This is a genomic window from Gemmata palustris, assembly GCF_017939745.1.
Classification (GTDB): Bacteria; Planctomycetota; Planctomycetia; order Gemmatales; family Gemmataceae; genus Gemmata; species Gemmata palustris.
Window position 1 is genome coordinate 5,679,329 of record NZ_JAGKQQ010000001.1, and the last position, 14,573, is coordinate 5,693,901.

Consider the following 14,573-nt stretch of genomic DNA (forward strand, 5'->3'; position numbering starts at 1 on the left):
TTGATGAATAAGAGTGTTTGGCGCTCTCCTCAGCGAAGTGAGAGCCGGACGGTGCGAGTTTAGAGAACGCCGAGGGCGATCTTGTACTTCTTCTGCACCTTGGGGCGGTCGCCGATGATGCCGGCCCGACGGAGCTGGCGCTTCCGCTTGGCCTTCATGTGGGCGTTCAAGTGGCGCCGACCGACCTTGCCGTACTTCAGCTTGCCGGTGGCGGTCACGCGGACCCGCTTTTTGACGCTCTTATTCGTCTTGTTCTTGGTGGCCATGATCCGAATGCTCCGTGCGGGGGAGCGGAGGTCGAGCCTCCGTCTTAGGTTCCCCGTGGCACTGGGGTTAGAACCGCCCCTCCGGGAACGCCCGAAGGTCCGAGTGGCGGTTCGCGGAACCGGGCGCCTGGTGCGACCGGTAAAAAACTCGGAAACGTGATTATAGGAACCGTGAGAACGGCCGGGAAGGGGTAGATTGGGGGCGCGAGCGGAGATCCGAAGCCGTTCCCCGATTCGCGCCACTGTGGGCCGATTGGGACGGGATCACTCTCGTTCGACGTTCCTTTTAATGCGGTAGATGGTGCCCTTCGTGCGCTCGCCGCCGGGTTCGCCGGCGCGGGCGAAGTCGGGCGTGACGCTGTACCCGGCCTCTTCGAGCTTCCACCGGAAGACGCGCGCCGGCAGGCGGTCCGGGTCCGCGATCAGGCACACGCCGTCGGGCGCGAGAACGGCTTCGAGCAGGTTTACGAGCGGGCCGACGAGCCGCTCCTCGTACATCAGATCGGACCCGATCACCACGGGGTACTTCACGTCGTCCGGCGGACATCGGAAGTCGATGGGCCGCGTTCGGAAGCCGTGCGCGTAACCGTTGAGGCGGGCGTTGGCCGCGGCGAAGGTGAGTGCGGTTTCGTCCACATCGGAGAAGGTCACGCGCAGCCCGCGCGCGAGGCACGCGACCCCGGCGAGCCCCAGCCCGCACCCGACTTCCAGCACCTCGACCGGGTGCGCGTAGTTCCCCCACGGTTCGCGCACCACCGCCTTCGCGAGCATCCGCGCGCTCGGCCAGAGCGTCGGCCAGTACGGGACGTACTCGTCCGCGACATACGCGGACCGGCACCACGGGAGATCGAGCAACTTGTCGGAGTCGATGGGCCGATCGATGAGGAAGGTGTAATCGCCGACGAACACCGTTTCGCGAACGGTCTCGGCGACCGCTTCGGGCGGCGTGCAGTGAAAGCGTGGTGGCATTGCGCGTTGTACTTGGTTTCCGGTGTCCGAATGAGCGCGCTTCGTGCAGCACGCTCACCATGCCGTAGTCTTACGAAACACCGAGCGCCGAACACGCCGGCTCAGATCGTTTTCACGCACCCGACCAGTTCGGCGTGCGTGAGTTTGCGATCGGCCGGGAACAGTACGAACCCGGCGGGCGTCTCGGCGCAGTCCAGGATCAGTTGCCGGTCGTTCGGGGCCGCGAACCCGGTGTCGCTGGCAATGTGCCCGCTCACGAGCAAGTCGCAGCCCATTTTGCGGAGAAAGTTTGCGACGGCATCGGCGCTGGTGTCGCGCCCCCAGAGCAGACTGTGGACCGAGCCGCCCGGTTGCAGGTCTTCGTCTTGGTACGCCTCGCGATCGAGTCGCGCGGGGTCAAACAGCGGCAGGAACCGCGCGGCCGGTAAGCTGTGCGAAATCAGCACGCCGTTCGGCGCGCGGAGCGCAACCGGGAGCGCCTGGAAGAGTTCGAGGTACGCGGCGTAGATCTTCGGCCCGAACGCGGGGCCGTAAGCCTCGCTCACGCCCTCCTGGAACAGCGCGTTCTGGTTCTCATCCGCTTTGATGACCGGCCGGTTCGTCCACTGCGCCAGTTCGTGGTTGCCCGGCAGGTAGTGGACCTGCTTCGGGAACTGGCCCTTCAGCGCGCTGAACAGATCGACGAGCTGGTGCGACTTGTCCCCGCCCTTCGGGTAGCGGAACTTCCCGTGAATGATCTCCTGCAGAACGAAGTGCCGCGTGGGATGGTTCGCGAGGTCCGCGTACTTCAGCATCGTCTGGAAGTGCGCGACGTGCCCGTGCAGGTCTCCGGCGACGAGCACCTCGGTACACCCCTCCAGGGCCACGGTGTGCCCGCGCCGCCCGGGTGTGGCGCGGACCAGCGCGACCGCCTGGCGGAGGTGCGTCAACATGCGATCGGGCGCGGGCACGAACGGTCCTCGGCTGGAGCGTGATTCCCACATTGTACCACGCGGCCGTGTGCGAAATCAGTCCGGCGCGGAAGAGTAACGTGACGTAACATTGGGACACTTGCTCTTGTCCGAGTAGTTCACTTTCGGAGAATGTTCTTCGCAGTGCATTCAACTACTCTCCGGGGCGGTGCCCCTCGCTTCTCGCACGGCGCGAGAGGTCGTCGCTTTCGCCCGCCGGAATGCCGAATGAGTTTCGCACCGAATCCGCGTCGCCGTCCGCTCGCCCCGTCGCTCGGCCTGTACCCGATGGAGCTGTCCCGCAATCTGAAAGTGGACAGCGTGTCCAGATTGGACCCGGCGCCGCCGCGCGCCATCGACGCGACCGGGACCGTCGCCGACGCGGTCGAGGAGATGCGGAGCGGGAACGTCGGCTGCCTGCTCATCACCGAGCGCGGGCGCGTGGTCGGCATCTTCACCGAGCGCGACCTGCTGACGCGGGTGCTCGCCTCCGGTCGATCGCTCGAAGCCTCGATCCGTGCGGTCATGACCGCGCCACCGGTCACGGTGGCCCCCAAAGATTCGGTTCGCACTGCCGTGAAGCGGATGCAGAAGGGCGGGTACCGGCACCTGCCCGTGGTGGACGAGTCCGGGCGCCCGGTCGGGATGCTCTCGGCCCGGCGCGTCGTTCACTACCTCGTCGAACACTTCCCGGGGCTGGTTTTCAATCTCCCGCCCGAACCGGACCGCTACCCCGAATCGCCCGAAGGGGCGTAATGACCCGGGACGAATCTACTGTTCGCGGGTCGGGCTGTGCCCGACATCTGTGGCATTATGAAGGTTGCGTCGGGCACAGCCCGATCTACTGCGCTTCCGCTCGGTCGTTCTGAGCCCCAGCGCACGCGCCGTTTCCCCGTCAAACACACCCCTCGTGCCGCGTATTCCTTTTTAAATGGTCGGGCGTCCGGCGCCGAAGTTCCGTCCCCGTTTTCGGCGCTCTGTGTAAGATAAATTCAACCGCACCGGGCTACCCGCAAAAACTCTCCTCCCAATATTCAAAGGATCGGGCGATGAGTTCCGAGAACGCCTCTCCCGCCGAAGCGCAGCCCACAACGGGCGCGAACGGCACCAACGGCCACGTGAACGGCCACCCGCGAAAGACCGAAATACGCGAGTCGATTACCATCCGATTCGCCGGCGACTCCGGTGACGGGATGCAGCTCGCGGGCACCCGGTTCACCGACACCTCGGCCCTGCTCGGCAACGACATCGCCACCTTCCCCGACTTCCCCGCCGAAATTCGCGCGCCCGCCGGCACGCTCGCCGGGGTGTCCGGGTTCCAGGTCCACTTCTCCAGCACCGACATCCACACGCCCGGCGACGACCTCGACACGCTCGTCGTGATGAACGCCGCGGCGCTCAAAACGAACGTCAAAGACTTACAGCCCGGCGGGATCCTCGTCGTCAACACCGACGGCTTCGAGACGAGCGACCTGAAGAAGGCCAACTACAAGGTCAACCCGCTCGACGACGGCTCGCTGAAGGGCTATCGCGTGATCCGCGTGTCGGTCGCGAAGCTCACCATCGAAGCGGTGAAGGATTGCGGGCTCACGCCGCGCGAACAGGACCGGTGCAAGAACTTCTTCGCGCTCGGGCTCGTGTACTGGATGTACGAGCGCCCGCTCGAAGCCACTCTGAAGTGGATCAAGGAGAAGTTCGGCAAGAAGCCCGAGCACCTGCCCGTCCTGAAGGCCAACACACAGGCGCTCAAAGCCGGCTACAACTACGGCGAAACGGTCGAAATCCTCCCGGTGCAGTACCAGGTCGCGAAGGCCCAGATTGCGCCCGGCACCTACCGCAAGATCACCGGAAACGAGGCCGCGGTCCTGGGCCTCGCCGTGGCCGGTCAGCTCGCGAAGAAGACGATCGTGTACGCGGGCTACCCGATCACGCCCGCCAGTTCGATCCTCGAAGGGCTGACCGAGTTGCGGCGGTTCGGGGTGAAGACGTTCCAGGCGGAAGACGAGATCGCGGCCGCCGGGGTCGCGATGGGCGCCAGTTACGGCGGCGCGATCGGCGTCACCGGGACCAGCGGCCCCGGGGTGTGCCTCAAGAGCGAGGCCATTAACCTCGCGGTGATGACGGAACTGCCGCTCATCATCGTGGACGTGCAGCGCGGCGGCCCCAGCACCGGCCTGCCCACGAAGACGGAACAGTCCGACCTGCTGCAAGCGATGTTCGGCCGCAACGGGGACAGCCCGGTCGCGATCGTCGCCCCGCAATCGCCGGTGGACTGCTTCGACATGGCGGTCGAGGCCGTGCGCATCGCGACGCGGTTCATGTGCCCGGTGTTCTACCTGTCGGACGGGTACATCGCGAACGGCTCCGAGCCGTGGAAGATCCCCAGCGTCGAGAGCCTCCCCAAAATCGAAATCACGCACCCGACCGAGCACAACAGCGAGGGCACGGGACTCGTTCACGAAGTCGGCGAAGGCGCGGCGAGTAAGTTCCTGCCCTACAAGCGCGACGAATACCTGTCCCGGCCGTGGGCGATCCCGGGCACCCCGGGCCTCGAGCACCGCATCGGCGGCATCGAGAAGCAGGACATCACCGGCAACATCAATTACGAGCCGGCGAACCACGAGCACATGACCAACACGCGCTGGAAGAAGATCGAGAACATCGCGGAAACGATCCCGGAGCTCGCGGTGACCGGCGACGCGGACGCGGACCTGCTGGTCGTGGGGTGGGGCGGCACCTTCGGCAGCATCACGACCGCGGTGGAGCGCGCCCGGCGCAAGGGGCTGAAAATCGCGCAGGCGCACTTCCGCTACCTGAACCCGATGCCGAAGAACACCGAAGCCGTGTTGAAGCGGTACAAGAAGATCCTGGTACCCGAACTCAACACCGGTCAGCTCTGCTGGCTGCTCCGCGCGAAGTACCTGGTGCCCGCCGAGGGGTTGAACAAGGTGCAGGGTAAGCCGTTCCTGGTTTCCGAAATCGAAGCGGCGATCGAAAAGGTGCTGGGGCTGTCGCCCGTCGCCTGACGCCGTCATGACGTACCGGGAGTGATCCCCGCTCCCGGTACGCGAGAAGACGAAACACCAAAACCCAACACTCAATACCAAACACCACAAATACCAATGGCTACTGCTCTCCCACTCACGGCGAAAGAACTCACCACCGACCAGGAAGTCCGGTGGTGCCCCGGTTGCGGGGACTACTCCATCCTCGCGCAAATGAAGAAGGCGCTCACCACGGTGGGCGTGCCGCGCGAGAAGCTCGCGTTCGTGTCCGGGATCGGCTGCTCCAGCCGGTTCCCGTACTACATGAACACCTACGGGTTCCACACGATCCACGGCCGCGCGCCGACCTTCGCGACCGGGTTGCGGTTGGCCAACCCCGACCTGCAAGTGTGGGTCGTCACCGGCGACGGCGACGGGCTCTCCATCGGCGGGAACCACCTGATCCACGCGCTGCGCCGAAACGTGGACCTCAAGGTGCTCCTGTTCAACAACGAGATCTACGGGCTCACGAAGGGCCAGTACTCCCCGGCGAGCCGCATGGGGACGCCGAGCAAGACCAGCCCCGGCGGGTCGTTCGAGACGCCCGTGCGCCCGCTGTCGCTCGCGCTCGCGGCGGAGGCCACGTTCGTCGCGCGGACCATCGACGTGGACGTGCAGCACCTCGTGTCCACGCTCCAGAAGGCCGCGGCGCACAAGGGCAGCGCGTTCGTCGAAATCTACCAGAACTGCGTGATCTTCAACGACGACGTGTACAAGTACGCGACCGACAAGGCGGTGAAGGCCGACAACATCCTGTACCTCGAACACGGCAAGCCGATGGTGTTCGGTAAGGACAAGTCCAAGGGCATTCGCCTGAACGGGCTGAAGCCGGAAGTGGTCACGATCGGCAAGGACTGCCAGCTCGACGACCTGCTGACGCACGACGAGCACAGCGAGGAACCGACACTGGCGTACCTCCTGAGCCGGTTCGTTCACGACCAGAAGGCCGGGGTTCCGAACCCGTTCCCCGAACCGGTCGGCGTGTTCCGCAGCATCAAGAAGCCCACCTACGAAGAGCAACTCGACACCCGCATCAAGACCGCGACCGAAAAGAAGGGGCCGGGCAAGATCGAGGATCTCTTCAAGGCCGAAGACGTGTGGACCGTCTCTTAATGCGGCGTGCGCCGCGGTCGAAAGTCGTAAAGTCGCGACCGCCGGAAGGCAAGCCACTGGCCCTGCTTCCCGGCGGTCGCGGCTTTCTGTATTTCGACCTTACGACCTTCGACCTTCAGCCTTGCGACTTTTGACCGCGGCGCACGCCGCGCGAACGGATCGAGCGATGTACTGTCCCGCCTGCGGCCACGACAAGAACCCGCCCGGTGCGGACAAGTGCGCGAACTGCGAACTGGCGCTCGCGCACTTGTCCGTACCGGCACCGAACGGACCGGTCGAAACCAGTCTGATGAACGACCCGGTGTCGATCCTCGACCCGCGCCCGCCGCTGACCGTTCCCGCCGACGCGACCCTCGGGGACGCGGTGCGGCGGATGATTACGGACCGCGTCGGGGCCGTTCTCGTGACCGGCGCGGGCGGCGAACTGGTCGGCATTCTCACCGAGCGCGACTTCCTGGCGAAGATCGCCGGCGCGCCGGGATTCGAGACCCTTCCGATCGCTGAATTCATGACCCCGAACCCGGAAACAGTCGCGCCCGCGGACGTGCTCGCGTTCGCACTGGGCAAGATGGACGCGGGCGGCTACCGCCACCTCCCCGTCGTGGACGCGGGACGCCCCGTGGGCGTCATCTCGGTCCGCGACGTTCTCCGGCACCTCACCGCGTTCTGCTCCGATGGTTAGCGCCCACGGCCCGCCGGTGCAACATGTGAAAACTGTGAAAAAATAAGGTGGCCACCCGGACCGGTCTGACGACAATGACATGGGGCTGGATCAATCCTGGTTGGTAACTCGCGTCGGTGGCTCTCTCGCAATACCCACCGACTTTAAACTAACCCTTCTTCTCCCACCCCCACAAGCGTTCGCCACTCTCTGGCGCTGCGTTCTCTTTCTTTGTACCGCCGACAATGTCGGCATTACCTCGGGACCGCACGGGTTCGCCGGAACCGATTTCGTTCATTCTCTCCGGCCGAAACGCGCGTCCCAATTCGGAGGCAAGATGTCCCATGCTCGCTTGGGGCGCGCCCGCACCGCGTTCACGCTTATTGAATTGCTCGTGGTGATAGCCATCATCGCCATTTTGATCGGGCTGCTACTGCCGGCCGTGCAGAAGGTGCGCGAGGCCGCCGCGCGCATGTCGTGCAGCAACAACCTCAAGCAGATCGCGCTCGCCGCGCACAACTACGAGAGCGCCAACGGCGTCCTCCCGCCCGGCTACCACGGGCCGACGACCAACACCGGCTTCTCGTGGAGCGGGCAATACGTGGGAACGCTCGCGTACTTGGCCCCGTTCGTCGAACAGGATAACCTGTTCAAACTCATGACCGGAATTGATTGGAACCCGGACTCGACGTCGACCACGAACTGGTGGAACACGGGCGCCTGGTCCGCGGCACAGTACAAGGTCAAGACGTTCCTCTGCCCCTCCGACAATCCAGACGAGGCGGGCAGCAACGCCTGTGCGATCGCGCTTCACGCCTACGGCTCGGGCGGCAGCGGGAGCATGACCGTGGGCAGCTTCGGGACGTGGGAGGGCAACGCGTCGATCGGGAAGACGAACTACGTCTCCTGCGGGGGCGGTATGGGTAACGCGGAAGGCGGCTGGAACGCCTACGCGGGGGCGTTTCACAATCGCTCGAAAGTTAAGCTGGTGAGCGTTTCCGACGGCACGTCGAACACGATCGCCTTTATTGAAACGCTCGGCGGCAACCCGCGCCCGCGGAACTTTACCTTCGCCTGGATCGCGGTGGGCGGGCTCCCGACCGCTTGGGGGCTCCCGAGCGACGACGCCTCGCTGAACTGGTGGACCGCGGGGAGCAAGCACACTGGAATCGTAAACTGTGCCCTCCTTGATGGCTCGGTGCTGTCGCTCCGGCGGGCCGGCGGGAGCCCGTGGGACGGGTTCAACCAGATGGGCGGGCGGGCCGAGGGCGACGTTAAGGCCAACAGCAACCCCTTCCGGCCGTAAACCCTTAGCCGCGAGTACCCGCCGCTAAACCCTCAGACGAAAGTGAATTCGTGAAATATTCTCGCGTCCTCAAGGTGTGCTGTCTCGTCGCAACCGTACTCGCTGCTGCTCAGGGGTGCGGAAAGAGCGACAAGGCCGAACCACCGAAGCAGTTCATCCCGCCGCCCGGCCCAGATATGAAGCCACAAGCCGGCGGTGCTGGCACCGGCGGCCCAGCGACCCCGGCTCCACCGCCCCCGCCGCCGCCAAAATAACTTCCGCGAAGGCGGTTCGTTGAAGCCCGAGCAACACACTTAAGAGTGAGTTACTCGGGCTCGCTTTACGCCCGGACGGCGCCGCCGTTGACCCGGATCGTCTGACCGGTGACGAACGCGGCGCCCGGGCTCGCCAGCCACTGAACGGCCGCTGCCACGTCCTCGGGCAATCCCCATACGCCCAGCGGCGTTTCCTCCCGCACACGGTCCTGCCACACCGGAGAAGCCGTTTCGCCCCACGCGGTGCGAATCCACCCCGGCGCGAGGGCGGGACAGACCGTGCGTGAAGTGAGTCAGTGCGAGTCATTTTGGTCTGCGAGACTCTTCGCCACCTCACCACGAGTTCATGTGCGATAGGTTCCTTGCGCGAACTCGCATGTGTGTGGAAAATGTGAAAAAATAGGATTGACGTTCGCGAGAATTTAGCAATGATGTGCGTTACCCGGGGCGGACCCCTAGGTTGACGACTCGCATGCGGTGGTACTCGCAACCACCATTTCTACCGTCAACTTCCTTCTCCCACCCCGCGCCACTCTTCCGGCGTTTTTTGTTCCATTCTTTTGTCCCGTCGGTTCGACCGACAATGGGAGCGCACTGTCGCGCGGGAATTGATTGCGATTATTCCCTTCCGGCCGGACGTGCGCCCCGTTTTGGAGACTCGCTATGTTCCGTCTCGTTCGGAGCCGCGTCGGCTTCACGCTGATCGAGCTCCTCGTTGTAATCGCGATTATCGCGATCCTCATTGGGCTGCTCCTGCCCGCCGTCCAGAAGGTGCGCGAAGCGGCCGCGCGGATGAGTTGCTCGAACAACATCAAACAGCTCGGTCTGGCGGCACACAATTACCAGAGCGGTAACGGCGTCCTGCCCCCGGGAGCCGATGTCCAGAACGCTGGGTGCGTTGTGTACCTCCTGCCGTATCTCGAACAGGATAACGCGTTCAAGCTGTTCTCGTTCCAACCGGCGTCCTACACGAACTATTGGAACGACCCGGCTAACCGCCCCCCCTCCACCGGGACCGACACGATCCCGCCGCCGCCGAGCCCCCTGCCCATGTACGGAACCCAAGCGAAAATTAAATCGCTGATCTGCCCGGCCACCCCGGACAGCGTCACGACGGTTCTCATGGCCGTCAACTACGGGACGTCCGGAACTGACTACGCCGGCTCTAACGGCGGTCACGTTTTCTCGTCCGCCCCCGGTCGGTTGGTGCTTGGGCACTCGAACTACCTCGGTGTCGCCGGCTATTACCCCGGCAACCCGACTCTGGCGGGCATCTTCACTTTCAAGTCGAAGACCAAGATCGAGACCATCGGTGACGGTTCGAGCAACACGATGATGTTCGCGGAGTACGCCGGTGGGTACAACGCGTGGGGCGGTAGCGGCGGCATCCCGGACGGCATTATGGGTGCGGCATGGTCGTGCGGGTTCAATTACACCGGGTTCGGCAGCCCGGCTGCAGATTATCGTGCAGCAGGCGCGTGGGGGGTCTTTAGCGGGGCCCACACCGGTGGCCGGCTCCACATCTGTTACGGCGACGGCTCCGTGCGCTCCCTCAGCCCGAGCATCGATTTCAGCACGTGGGTCTATCTCAGCGGTATGAACGATGGCGTCGTCGTCCCCCAGAACTGATTTTCCCTCGCTCCCGTTCGAGGGTGCCTAACAGGATCAATAATCATGAAGCGCAGTGTGGTACGGGTGACGGTGAGTGGTTTTCTCCTGGCGCTGGTAATGAGTACCGTGGGCTGCGGAAGTGATGGCAAGGAAGTGAACCCCAAAGCACCGGCAGATGCCCCGAAACTGGAGATGAAAACTCCTGCCGGTGCTGGAAAATCTGCTCCGAAGGGCAAAAGTGATTGAGGACATGGCTGCCACGGTTAAACAAAAATGGAACCGGCGCGCCGAAAATCGCGCCGGTTCCATTTCCCGTTACCGGCTATCACTGAAATAATTGGTCGCGATGGGTCAAAAGAGAGGATCAGGGTAGTAAATATCGAGCAATGGGTGGCCGATTTTCGTGGCATCGAACTCCAATCGCACCCGCGTTTGCTCCTGCGTAAATGGAACATGCCCTGCCGGCGGGCGCACCGTCGAGAGCGGTGTCAGGTCCGCCTCGTAACTCGTGTGGTAGGTCACCCGACCGGCCGTGATCGTGGCTGGATGTACGCACTGCGGAGCGGGCACCCCGACCAACCACTCGACCTCGGTTCGCAGCATTCCGGGCTTGAGTTTGAATAACATTTGGGTCGTACCCTGTGGGGCGGGTTTCGCCTCGTGGCCGACCGGGGCGACGGTGTCTTCGTCCGTCGTCAGTGTCGCCCCGGCTACGCCCAGCGCGGGCGGACGGGGGCCGACAATTTGCGGCTGACCGTCGCTAGAGCCCTCCCATACCCACACGACGAACGCCGTGGTGAGTACGCCGAAGATAATAGCGGAACTTCGGTGTGCCAATCGCTGTAACCGCATGTTCGGCCCCGCATCGGAATGCCCACAGGCGTGGTGAAAGCAATCAGGCTGGTATTCGCCGCTCCGAAAATGATCTTTTCGCAACTCGTGCTCGGAGCGCCTTTCAAACACGCCCAGTCACTGGTTTTGGTGAGGTTCATCAAAACTGGCGACTCATAAATTTTCCTGCCGCTACTTGTGCAAATCAAGCCCGAATAGGTAGTCCCGGCAAGCGTTATCTGAATAAGATTTAAAGTGTGAGCCATTCGCCATTTCTTTTACAATCACGCCCGGACGGCGCCGCCGTTGACGCGGATCGTCTGACCGGTGACGAACGCGGCGCCCGGGCTCGCCAGCCACCGTGCAGTCGCCGCCACGTCTTCGGGCAACCCCCATACCCCCAGCGGCGTTTCCTCCCGCACACGGTCCTGCCACACCGGAGAAGCCGTTTCGCCCCACGCGGTGCGAATCCACCCCGGCGCGATGCAGTTCACGCGAACCTCCGGCGCGAGGGAAAGTGAGAGGCTGCGCGTGAAGCACGTTACCGCTCCCTTTACGGCCGCGAACAACTGCCCGCTGTCGCCTTCCATACCCGTTTCGGCCTGATCCCACCCGATGGTAATGATGCACCCGCGCCCGCGCTCTTTCATGCGCGCGCCGATGTCCCGGGAGAGGTGCATCGTGGCTTTCAGGTCGATGGCGAGCAGGGCGTCCAATTTTTCGTCGAAGGACCATTTCGCCGCGTCGCCGGTGAGTGTGTCCGCGCCCGCGTTGCACACGAGGATATCCAAGCCGCCAAAGGCGTCCCAGGCGCGGTTCGCGAGTCTCTCCACTGCGCCCGGGGTACTCAGGTCTTCGCCCACGCCCGTAACCCGGACACCCTTGTCGCGGTACGAACGCAGCACCGCGTCCGTAGCCGTCCCAAATGCGATTACGTCGCTCTCGTGTTCGTCGAGTGACGGCGGAATGAACCCGCGCCCGTGCAGGACCACGTCGGCGCCGTGATCCGCGAACGCAGTTGCAATCGCCCGGCCGATGCCGGACGTGGACCCGGTAACGAGCGCGCGGAGCCCGGACAGCTCGCGCGACGCCGACCCGCGCGGGGCCGCCAGTACGCGGATGTCGTCGCGCGCGACCGCGGACGCGAGTTCCCGGACCGTCTTCTTTGATATCGGGTGAACCACGTCCGGCGCGATCTCCGCGAGCGGCACCAACACGAACGCGCGCTCGTGCATCCGCGGGTGCGGGACGATCAGTTCCGGGGTGTCGATAACGGCACTATCGTACAGGATGAGGTCGAGATCGAGTGTACGAGGAGAATTCGTTTCCGCGCGCACGCGGCCGAACTGTCGTTCGATGCGGTGCAGGAGCTGGAGCAAATCTTGAGGGGAACGGTCCGTCTCGACAATAGCGACCGCGTTCAGGAACTCGCCGGACCCAGGCGGGCAGTTTACGGGTGCGGTTTCGTAAAACTCGGACCGCGCGACCACGCGCAAGCCCGGTTCAGCACGGAGGCGCTGAACGGCGGCGGAGAGTGTGGCCCAGCGGTCGCCGAGATTGGAGCCGAGCGCAATGTGTGCGAGTGCCATAGTTCGCGGGTGCCAGTGTCGGTACACGGTCCACAAGGGCACTTGAGCCCTTGTAGTACCTTAACTGGAACCGGCGCCCCGGAACGGCAACTACTTCTTCCCGCCCGCTTTCGCACCGGCTGCGGGGGCGGCGTCGCCTTCGGCCGCTTCCTTCTTGACCTTCTTTTTCAGTGCGACCTTCTGAACGCGGGTCTTCGGCAGTCCGTATGGGCTGCGGTCGGAACCGAATTGGCCGTTCTCCAACATCTTCGCGATGCGCTCGGCGCGGGTCAGGACGCACCGCTGACGGGACATGCCGGCTTTGCGCTTCAAGCTCTTGTCGATGGACATTGTCGTGTTCGGTGCTCGGTGTTCAATGTTCGGGGTCGGGGCGACAGGGCCATCGACCACCGCGAAATGTGATACTATAACCCCTACATTCAGACGGCAAGCCAACCTCTCCGTCTTCCCGCGGCCCCGGCCCGAACACTGCCCATGCAACTGACACTCGACTACGGCAAAACCGGCCTTCCCGTCACGCTCCCGGACAACCGGCTCGTTGCACCGCCGCTGGCGATCAAGCCCGCGGCCCCGCTCCCGGACCCGGCTGCGGCCCTCGAAACGGCGCTCGCGAACCCGATCGGCACGCGCCCGCTGGCGGAACTGGCCTGGGGGAAGAAGACCGCGTGCGTCGTGGTGTGCGACATCACCCGACCGGTACCGAACAAGCTCATTCTCCCGCCGCTCCTGCGCACGCTCGAGGCGGCGGGCGTTCCGCGAAGCGGCATCACGGTTCTCGTGGCGACCGGTCTGCACCGGCCGAACGAGGGCGAGGAATTGGTCGAACTCGTGGGGGAATTCGTCGCCACCAACTATCGGTGCGAGAACCACCACGGCAAGGTGAAGGACGAGCACGACTACTTGGGCACCACGCCAAAGGGCGTGCCCGCCTGGATCGACCACCGCTACACGCGCGCGGAACTCAAGATCACCACGGGCTTGATCGAGCCGCACCTCATGGCGGGCTACAGCGGCGGGCGGAAACTCATCTGCCCGGGTATCGCGGCGCTCGAAACGGTGAGGGTGTGGCACGGCCCGAAGTTCCTCGAACACCCGCGCGCCGATTGCGGCAGTGTCGAGGGGAACCCGGTCCACGAGGAGAACACCCGAATCGCGCTCATGGCCGGGTGCGACTTCATCGTGAACGTGTGCATCGACGGTCAGCGCCGCGTCACGGGCTTGTGGGCCGGCGACATGATCGCGGCCTGGGAAGAGGGGGTGCGCTTCTGTCGCGACGTGGTGCGCGCGGGCGTGCCCGAGCCGGTCGACGTGGTGGTGACGAGCTGCGCCGGCTACCCGCTCGATACGACGTGGTACCAAGCGGTGAAGGGGCTGACCGGTGCGCTACCCATCGTGCGCAAGGGCGGCACGATTGTTCTCGCCGCGAGCCTCACGGAAGGACTGGGGAGCCACGAGTTCCGTGAACAGTTGGAGCGCTACGAAGCCAACGGTGAATACGATCGGCCGTCGGCGTCCGAAACGTGCGAGATGGACGAATGGCAGTTGGTGATGCTGAAGAAGGTGCTCTCGCACTGCCGCGTGAAAGTGGTCAGTGGCGGAATCCCGGCCGATGTGCTGCGCCGCTGCCGCGTGGAACCGGTGGAATCCGTGGAGCGAGCCGTCGCCGATTCACTGGCGGAGTACGGCCCCGACGCGACGCTCGCCGTCATCCCAAAGGGGCCGTATGTGCTGCCCGTCGTCGCGTCGGTGTGACCGGATTCGAGGGCACCGGTTCACAAGACCGGCGCCATTGAAGGGATTCGCGCGAAGACATTGGGCCACTCACGTCTTCGCGAGCCGCTCGACCGACACTTTTTCAGTTTCGACCCGCAAGTAAATCGCCCGCGCTTATTCAGTGGCCGTGCCGAGTGCGACCACCGCGAGCACCCGCACAAGACAGAACCGTAGCACCGGCGTCTCCCTGAAGATGAAGGGCGAAA

15 protein-coding genes and 1 pseudogene are annotated in these 14,573 nt (G+C 64.3%); 9 read left to right on the forward strand and 7 right to left on the reverse strand.

The window, feature by feature from the left end; all coding sequences use genetic code 11:
* Positions 1-59 precede the first annotated feature (59 nt).
* The 3 genes from rpmI to J8F10_RS23375 all read right to left on the reverse strand — a co-directional run bounded on the left by rpmI (position 60) and on the right by J8F10_RS23375 (position 2,185).
* Positions 60-266: a 50S ribosomal protein L35 gene (gene rpmI, locus J8F10_RS23365; RefSeq protein ID WP_162666221.1), complete on the reverse strand. Its 207-nt coding sequence runs from the start codon at positions 264-266 to the stop codon at positions 60-62.
* A gap of 264 nt (positions 267-530) precedes the next feature.
* On the reverse strand, positions 531-1,235 hold the full coding sequence (locus J8F10_RS23370) for a class I SAM-dependent methyltransferase (RefSeq protein ID WP_210657961.1): 705 nt from the start codon (positions 1,233-1,235) through the stop codon (positions 531-533).
* Between the two features lie 101 nt (positions 1,236-1,336).
* Entirely contained in the window at positions 1,337-2,185 is an 849-nt protein-coding gene (locus J8F10_RS23375; protein WP_315854151.1) for a metallophosphoesterase, read from the reverse strand.
* Positions 2,186-2,413: 228 nt separating this feature from the next.
* On the opposite strand from J8F10_RS23375, the gene J8F10_RS23380 reads away from it, so the two are divergent.
* From J8F10_RS23380 to J8F10_RS23405, 6 genes are all read left to right on the forward strand, one after another.
* Positions 2,414-2,941, forward strand: a complete 528-nt coding sequence (locus J8F10_RS23380; protein WP_246523533.1) for a CBS domain-containing protein — start codon at positions 2,414-2,416, stop codon at positions 2,939-2,941.
* A gap of 293 nt (positions 2,942-3,234) precedes the next feature.
* Positions 3,235-5,211: a 2-oxoacid:acceptor oxidoreductase subunit alpha gene (locus tag J8F10_RS23385; RefSeq protein WP_210657963.1), complete on the forward strand. Its 1,977-nt coding sequence runs from the start codon at positions 3,235-3,237 to the stop codon at positions 5,209-5,211.
* Between the two features lie 96 nt (positions 5,212-5,307).
* On the forward strand, positions 5,308-6,342 hold the full coding sequence (locus J8F10_RS23390) for a 2-oxoacid:ferredoxin oxidoreductase subunit beta (protein WP_210657966.1): 1,035 nt from the start codon (positions 5,308-5,310) through the stop codon (positions 6,340-6,342).
* 166 nt (positions 6,343-6,508) lie between these two features.
* Entirely contained in the window at positions 6,509-7,024 is a 516-nt protein-coding gene (locus J8F10_RS23395) for a CBS domain-containing protein (protein ID WP_210657969.1), read from the forward strand.
* A gap of 316 nt (positions 7,025-7,340) precedes the next feature.
* The gene (locus tag J8F10_RS23400; protein ID WP_210657971.1) at positions 7,341-8,309 is read left to right on the forward strand and encodes a DUF1559 family PulG-like putative transporter; all 969 of its coding nucleotides are present in this window, start codon (positions 7,341-7,343) and stop codon (positions 8,307-8,309) included.
* A 50-nt stretch (positions 8,310-8,359) separates the two neighbouring features.
* Complete coding sequence (locus tag J8F10_RS23405; protein ID WP_210657973.1) at positions 8,360-8,563, forward strand: hypothetical protein; 204 nt, start codon at positions 8,360-8,362, stop codon at positions 8,561-8,563.
* Between the two features lie 65 nt (positions 8,564-8,628).
* Here J8F10_RS23405 and J8F10_RS23410 read toward each other — a convergent pair.
* A pseudogene (locus tag J8F10_RS23410) lies at positions 8,629-8,820 on the reverse strand (SDR family oxidoreductase); the annotation flags it as partial.
* 406 nt (positions 8,821-9,226) lie between these two features.
* Between J8F10_RS23410 and J8F10_RS23415 the strand changes: the two are divergent.
* Both J8F10_RS23415 and J8F10_RS23420 read left to right on the forward strand, forming a co-directional pair.
* Complete coding sequence (locus J8F10_RS23415; RefSeq protein ID WP_210657975.1) at positions 9,227-10,192, forward strand: DUF1559 family PulG-like putative transporter; 966 nt, start codon at positions 9,227-9,229, stop codon at positions 10,190-10,192.
* A 45-nt stretch (positions 10,193-10,237) separates the two neighbouring features.
* Positions 10,238-10,420 (forward strand): hypothetical protein, encoded by a 183-nt coding sequence (locus J8F10_RS23420; protein WP_210657977.1) that lies wholly within the window; start codon positions 10,238-10,240, stop codon positions 10,418-10,420.
* Between the two features lie 105 nt (positions 10,421-10,525).
* On the opposite strand, the gene J8F10_RS23425 is transcribed toward J8F10_RS23420, so the two are convergent.
* From J8F10_RS23425 to J8F10_RS23435, 3 genes are all read right to left on the reverse strand, one after another.
* Positions 10,526-11,026: a hypothetical protein gene (locus J8F10_RS23425; protein ID WP_210657979.1), complete on the reverse strand. Its 501-nt coding sequence runs from the start codon at positions 11,024-11,026 to the stop codon at positions 10,526-10,528.
* Between the two features lie 263 nt (positions 11,027-11,289).
* Positions 11,290-12,636, reverse strand: a complete 1,347-nt coding sequence (folK, locus tag J8F10_RS23430) for a 2-amino-4-hydroxy-6-hydroxymethyldihydropteridine diphosphokinase (RefSeq protein WP_315854152.1) — start codon at positions 12,634-12,636, stop codon at positions 11,290-11,292.
* Positions 12,637-12,684: 48 nt separating this feature from the next.
* Positions 12,685-12,924, reverse strand: coding sequence for a small basic protein (locus tag J8F10_RS23435; RefSeq protein ID WP_210657981.1), 240 nt, complete (start codon positions 12,922-12,924; stop codon positions 12,685-12,687).
* Between the two features lie 144 nt (positions 12,925-13,068).
* Between J8F10_RS23435 and larA the strand changes: the two genes are divergently transcribed.
* Entirely contained in the window at positions 13,069-14,346 is a 1,278-nt protein-coding gene (gene larA, locus J8F10_RS23440) for a nickel-dependent lactate racemase (protein ID WP_210657983.1), read from the forward strand.
* The last annotated feature ends 227 nt before the right edge of the window (positions 14,347-14,573 follow it).

Bases quoted from the DNA above. Each gene is read 5' to 3' on its own strand.
- J8F10_RS23390 (WP_210657966.1), top strand. From the start codon at position 5,308: ATGGCTACTGCTCTCCCACTCACGGCGAAAGAACTCACCACCGACCAG.
- J8F10_RS23385 (WP_210657963.1), top strand. From the start codon at position 3,235: ATGAGTTCCGAGAACGCCTCTCCCGCCGAAGCGCAGCCCACAACGGGC.
- J8F10_RS23380 (WP_246523533.1), top strand. From the start codon at position 2,414: ATGAGTTTCGCACCGAATCCGCGTCGCCGTCCGCTCGCCCCGTCGCTC.
- J8F10_RS23370 (WP_210657961.1), bottom strand. From the start codon at position 1,235: ATGCCACCACGCTTTCACTGCACGCCGCCCGAAGCGGTCGCCGAGACC.
- J8F10_RS23420 (WP_210657977.1), top strand. From the start codon at position 10,238: ATGAAGCGCAGTGTGGTACGGGTGACGGTGAGTGGTTTTCTCCTGGCG.
- rpmI (WP_162666221.1), bottom strand. From the start codon at position 266: ATGGCCACCAAGAACAAGACGAATAAGAGCGTCAAAAAGCGGGTCCGC.
- J8F10_RS23425 (WP_210657979.1), bottom strand. From the start codon at position 11,026: ATGCGGTTACAGCGATTGGCACACCGAAGTTCCGCTATTATCTTCGGC.
- J8F10_RS23415 (WP_210657975.1), top strand. From the start codon at position 9,227: ATGTTCCGTCTCGTTCGGAGCCGCGTCGGCTTCACGCTGATCGAGCTC.
- larA (WP_210657983.1), top strand. From the start codon at position 13,069: ATGCAACTGACACTCGACTACGGCAAAACCGGCCTTCCCGTCACGCTC.
- J8F10_RS23435 (WP_210657981.1), bottom strand. From the start codon at position 12,924: ATGTCCATCGACAAGAGCTTGAAGCGCAAAGCCGGCATGTCCCGTCAG.
- J8F10_RS23400 (WP_210657971.1), top strand. From the start codon at position 7,341: ATGTCCCATGCTCGCTTGGGGCGCGCCCGCACCGCGTTCACGCTTATT.
- J8F10_RS23395 (WP_210657969.1), top strand. From the start codon at position 6,509: ATGTACTGTCCCGCCTGCGGCCACGACAAGAACCCGCCCGGTGCGGAC.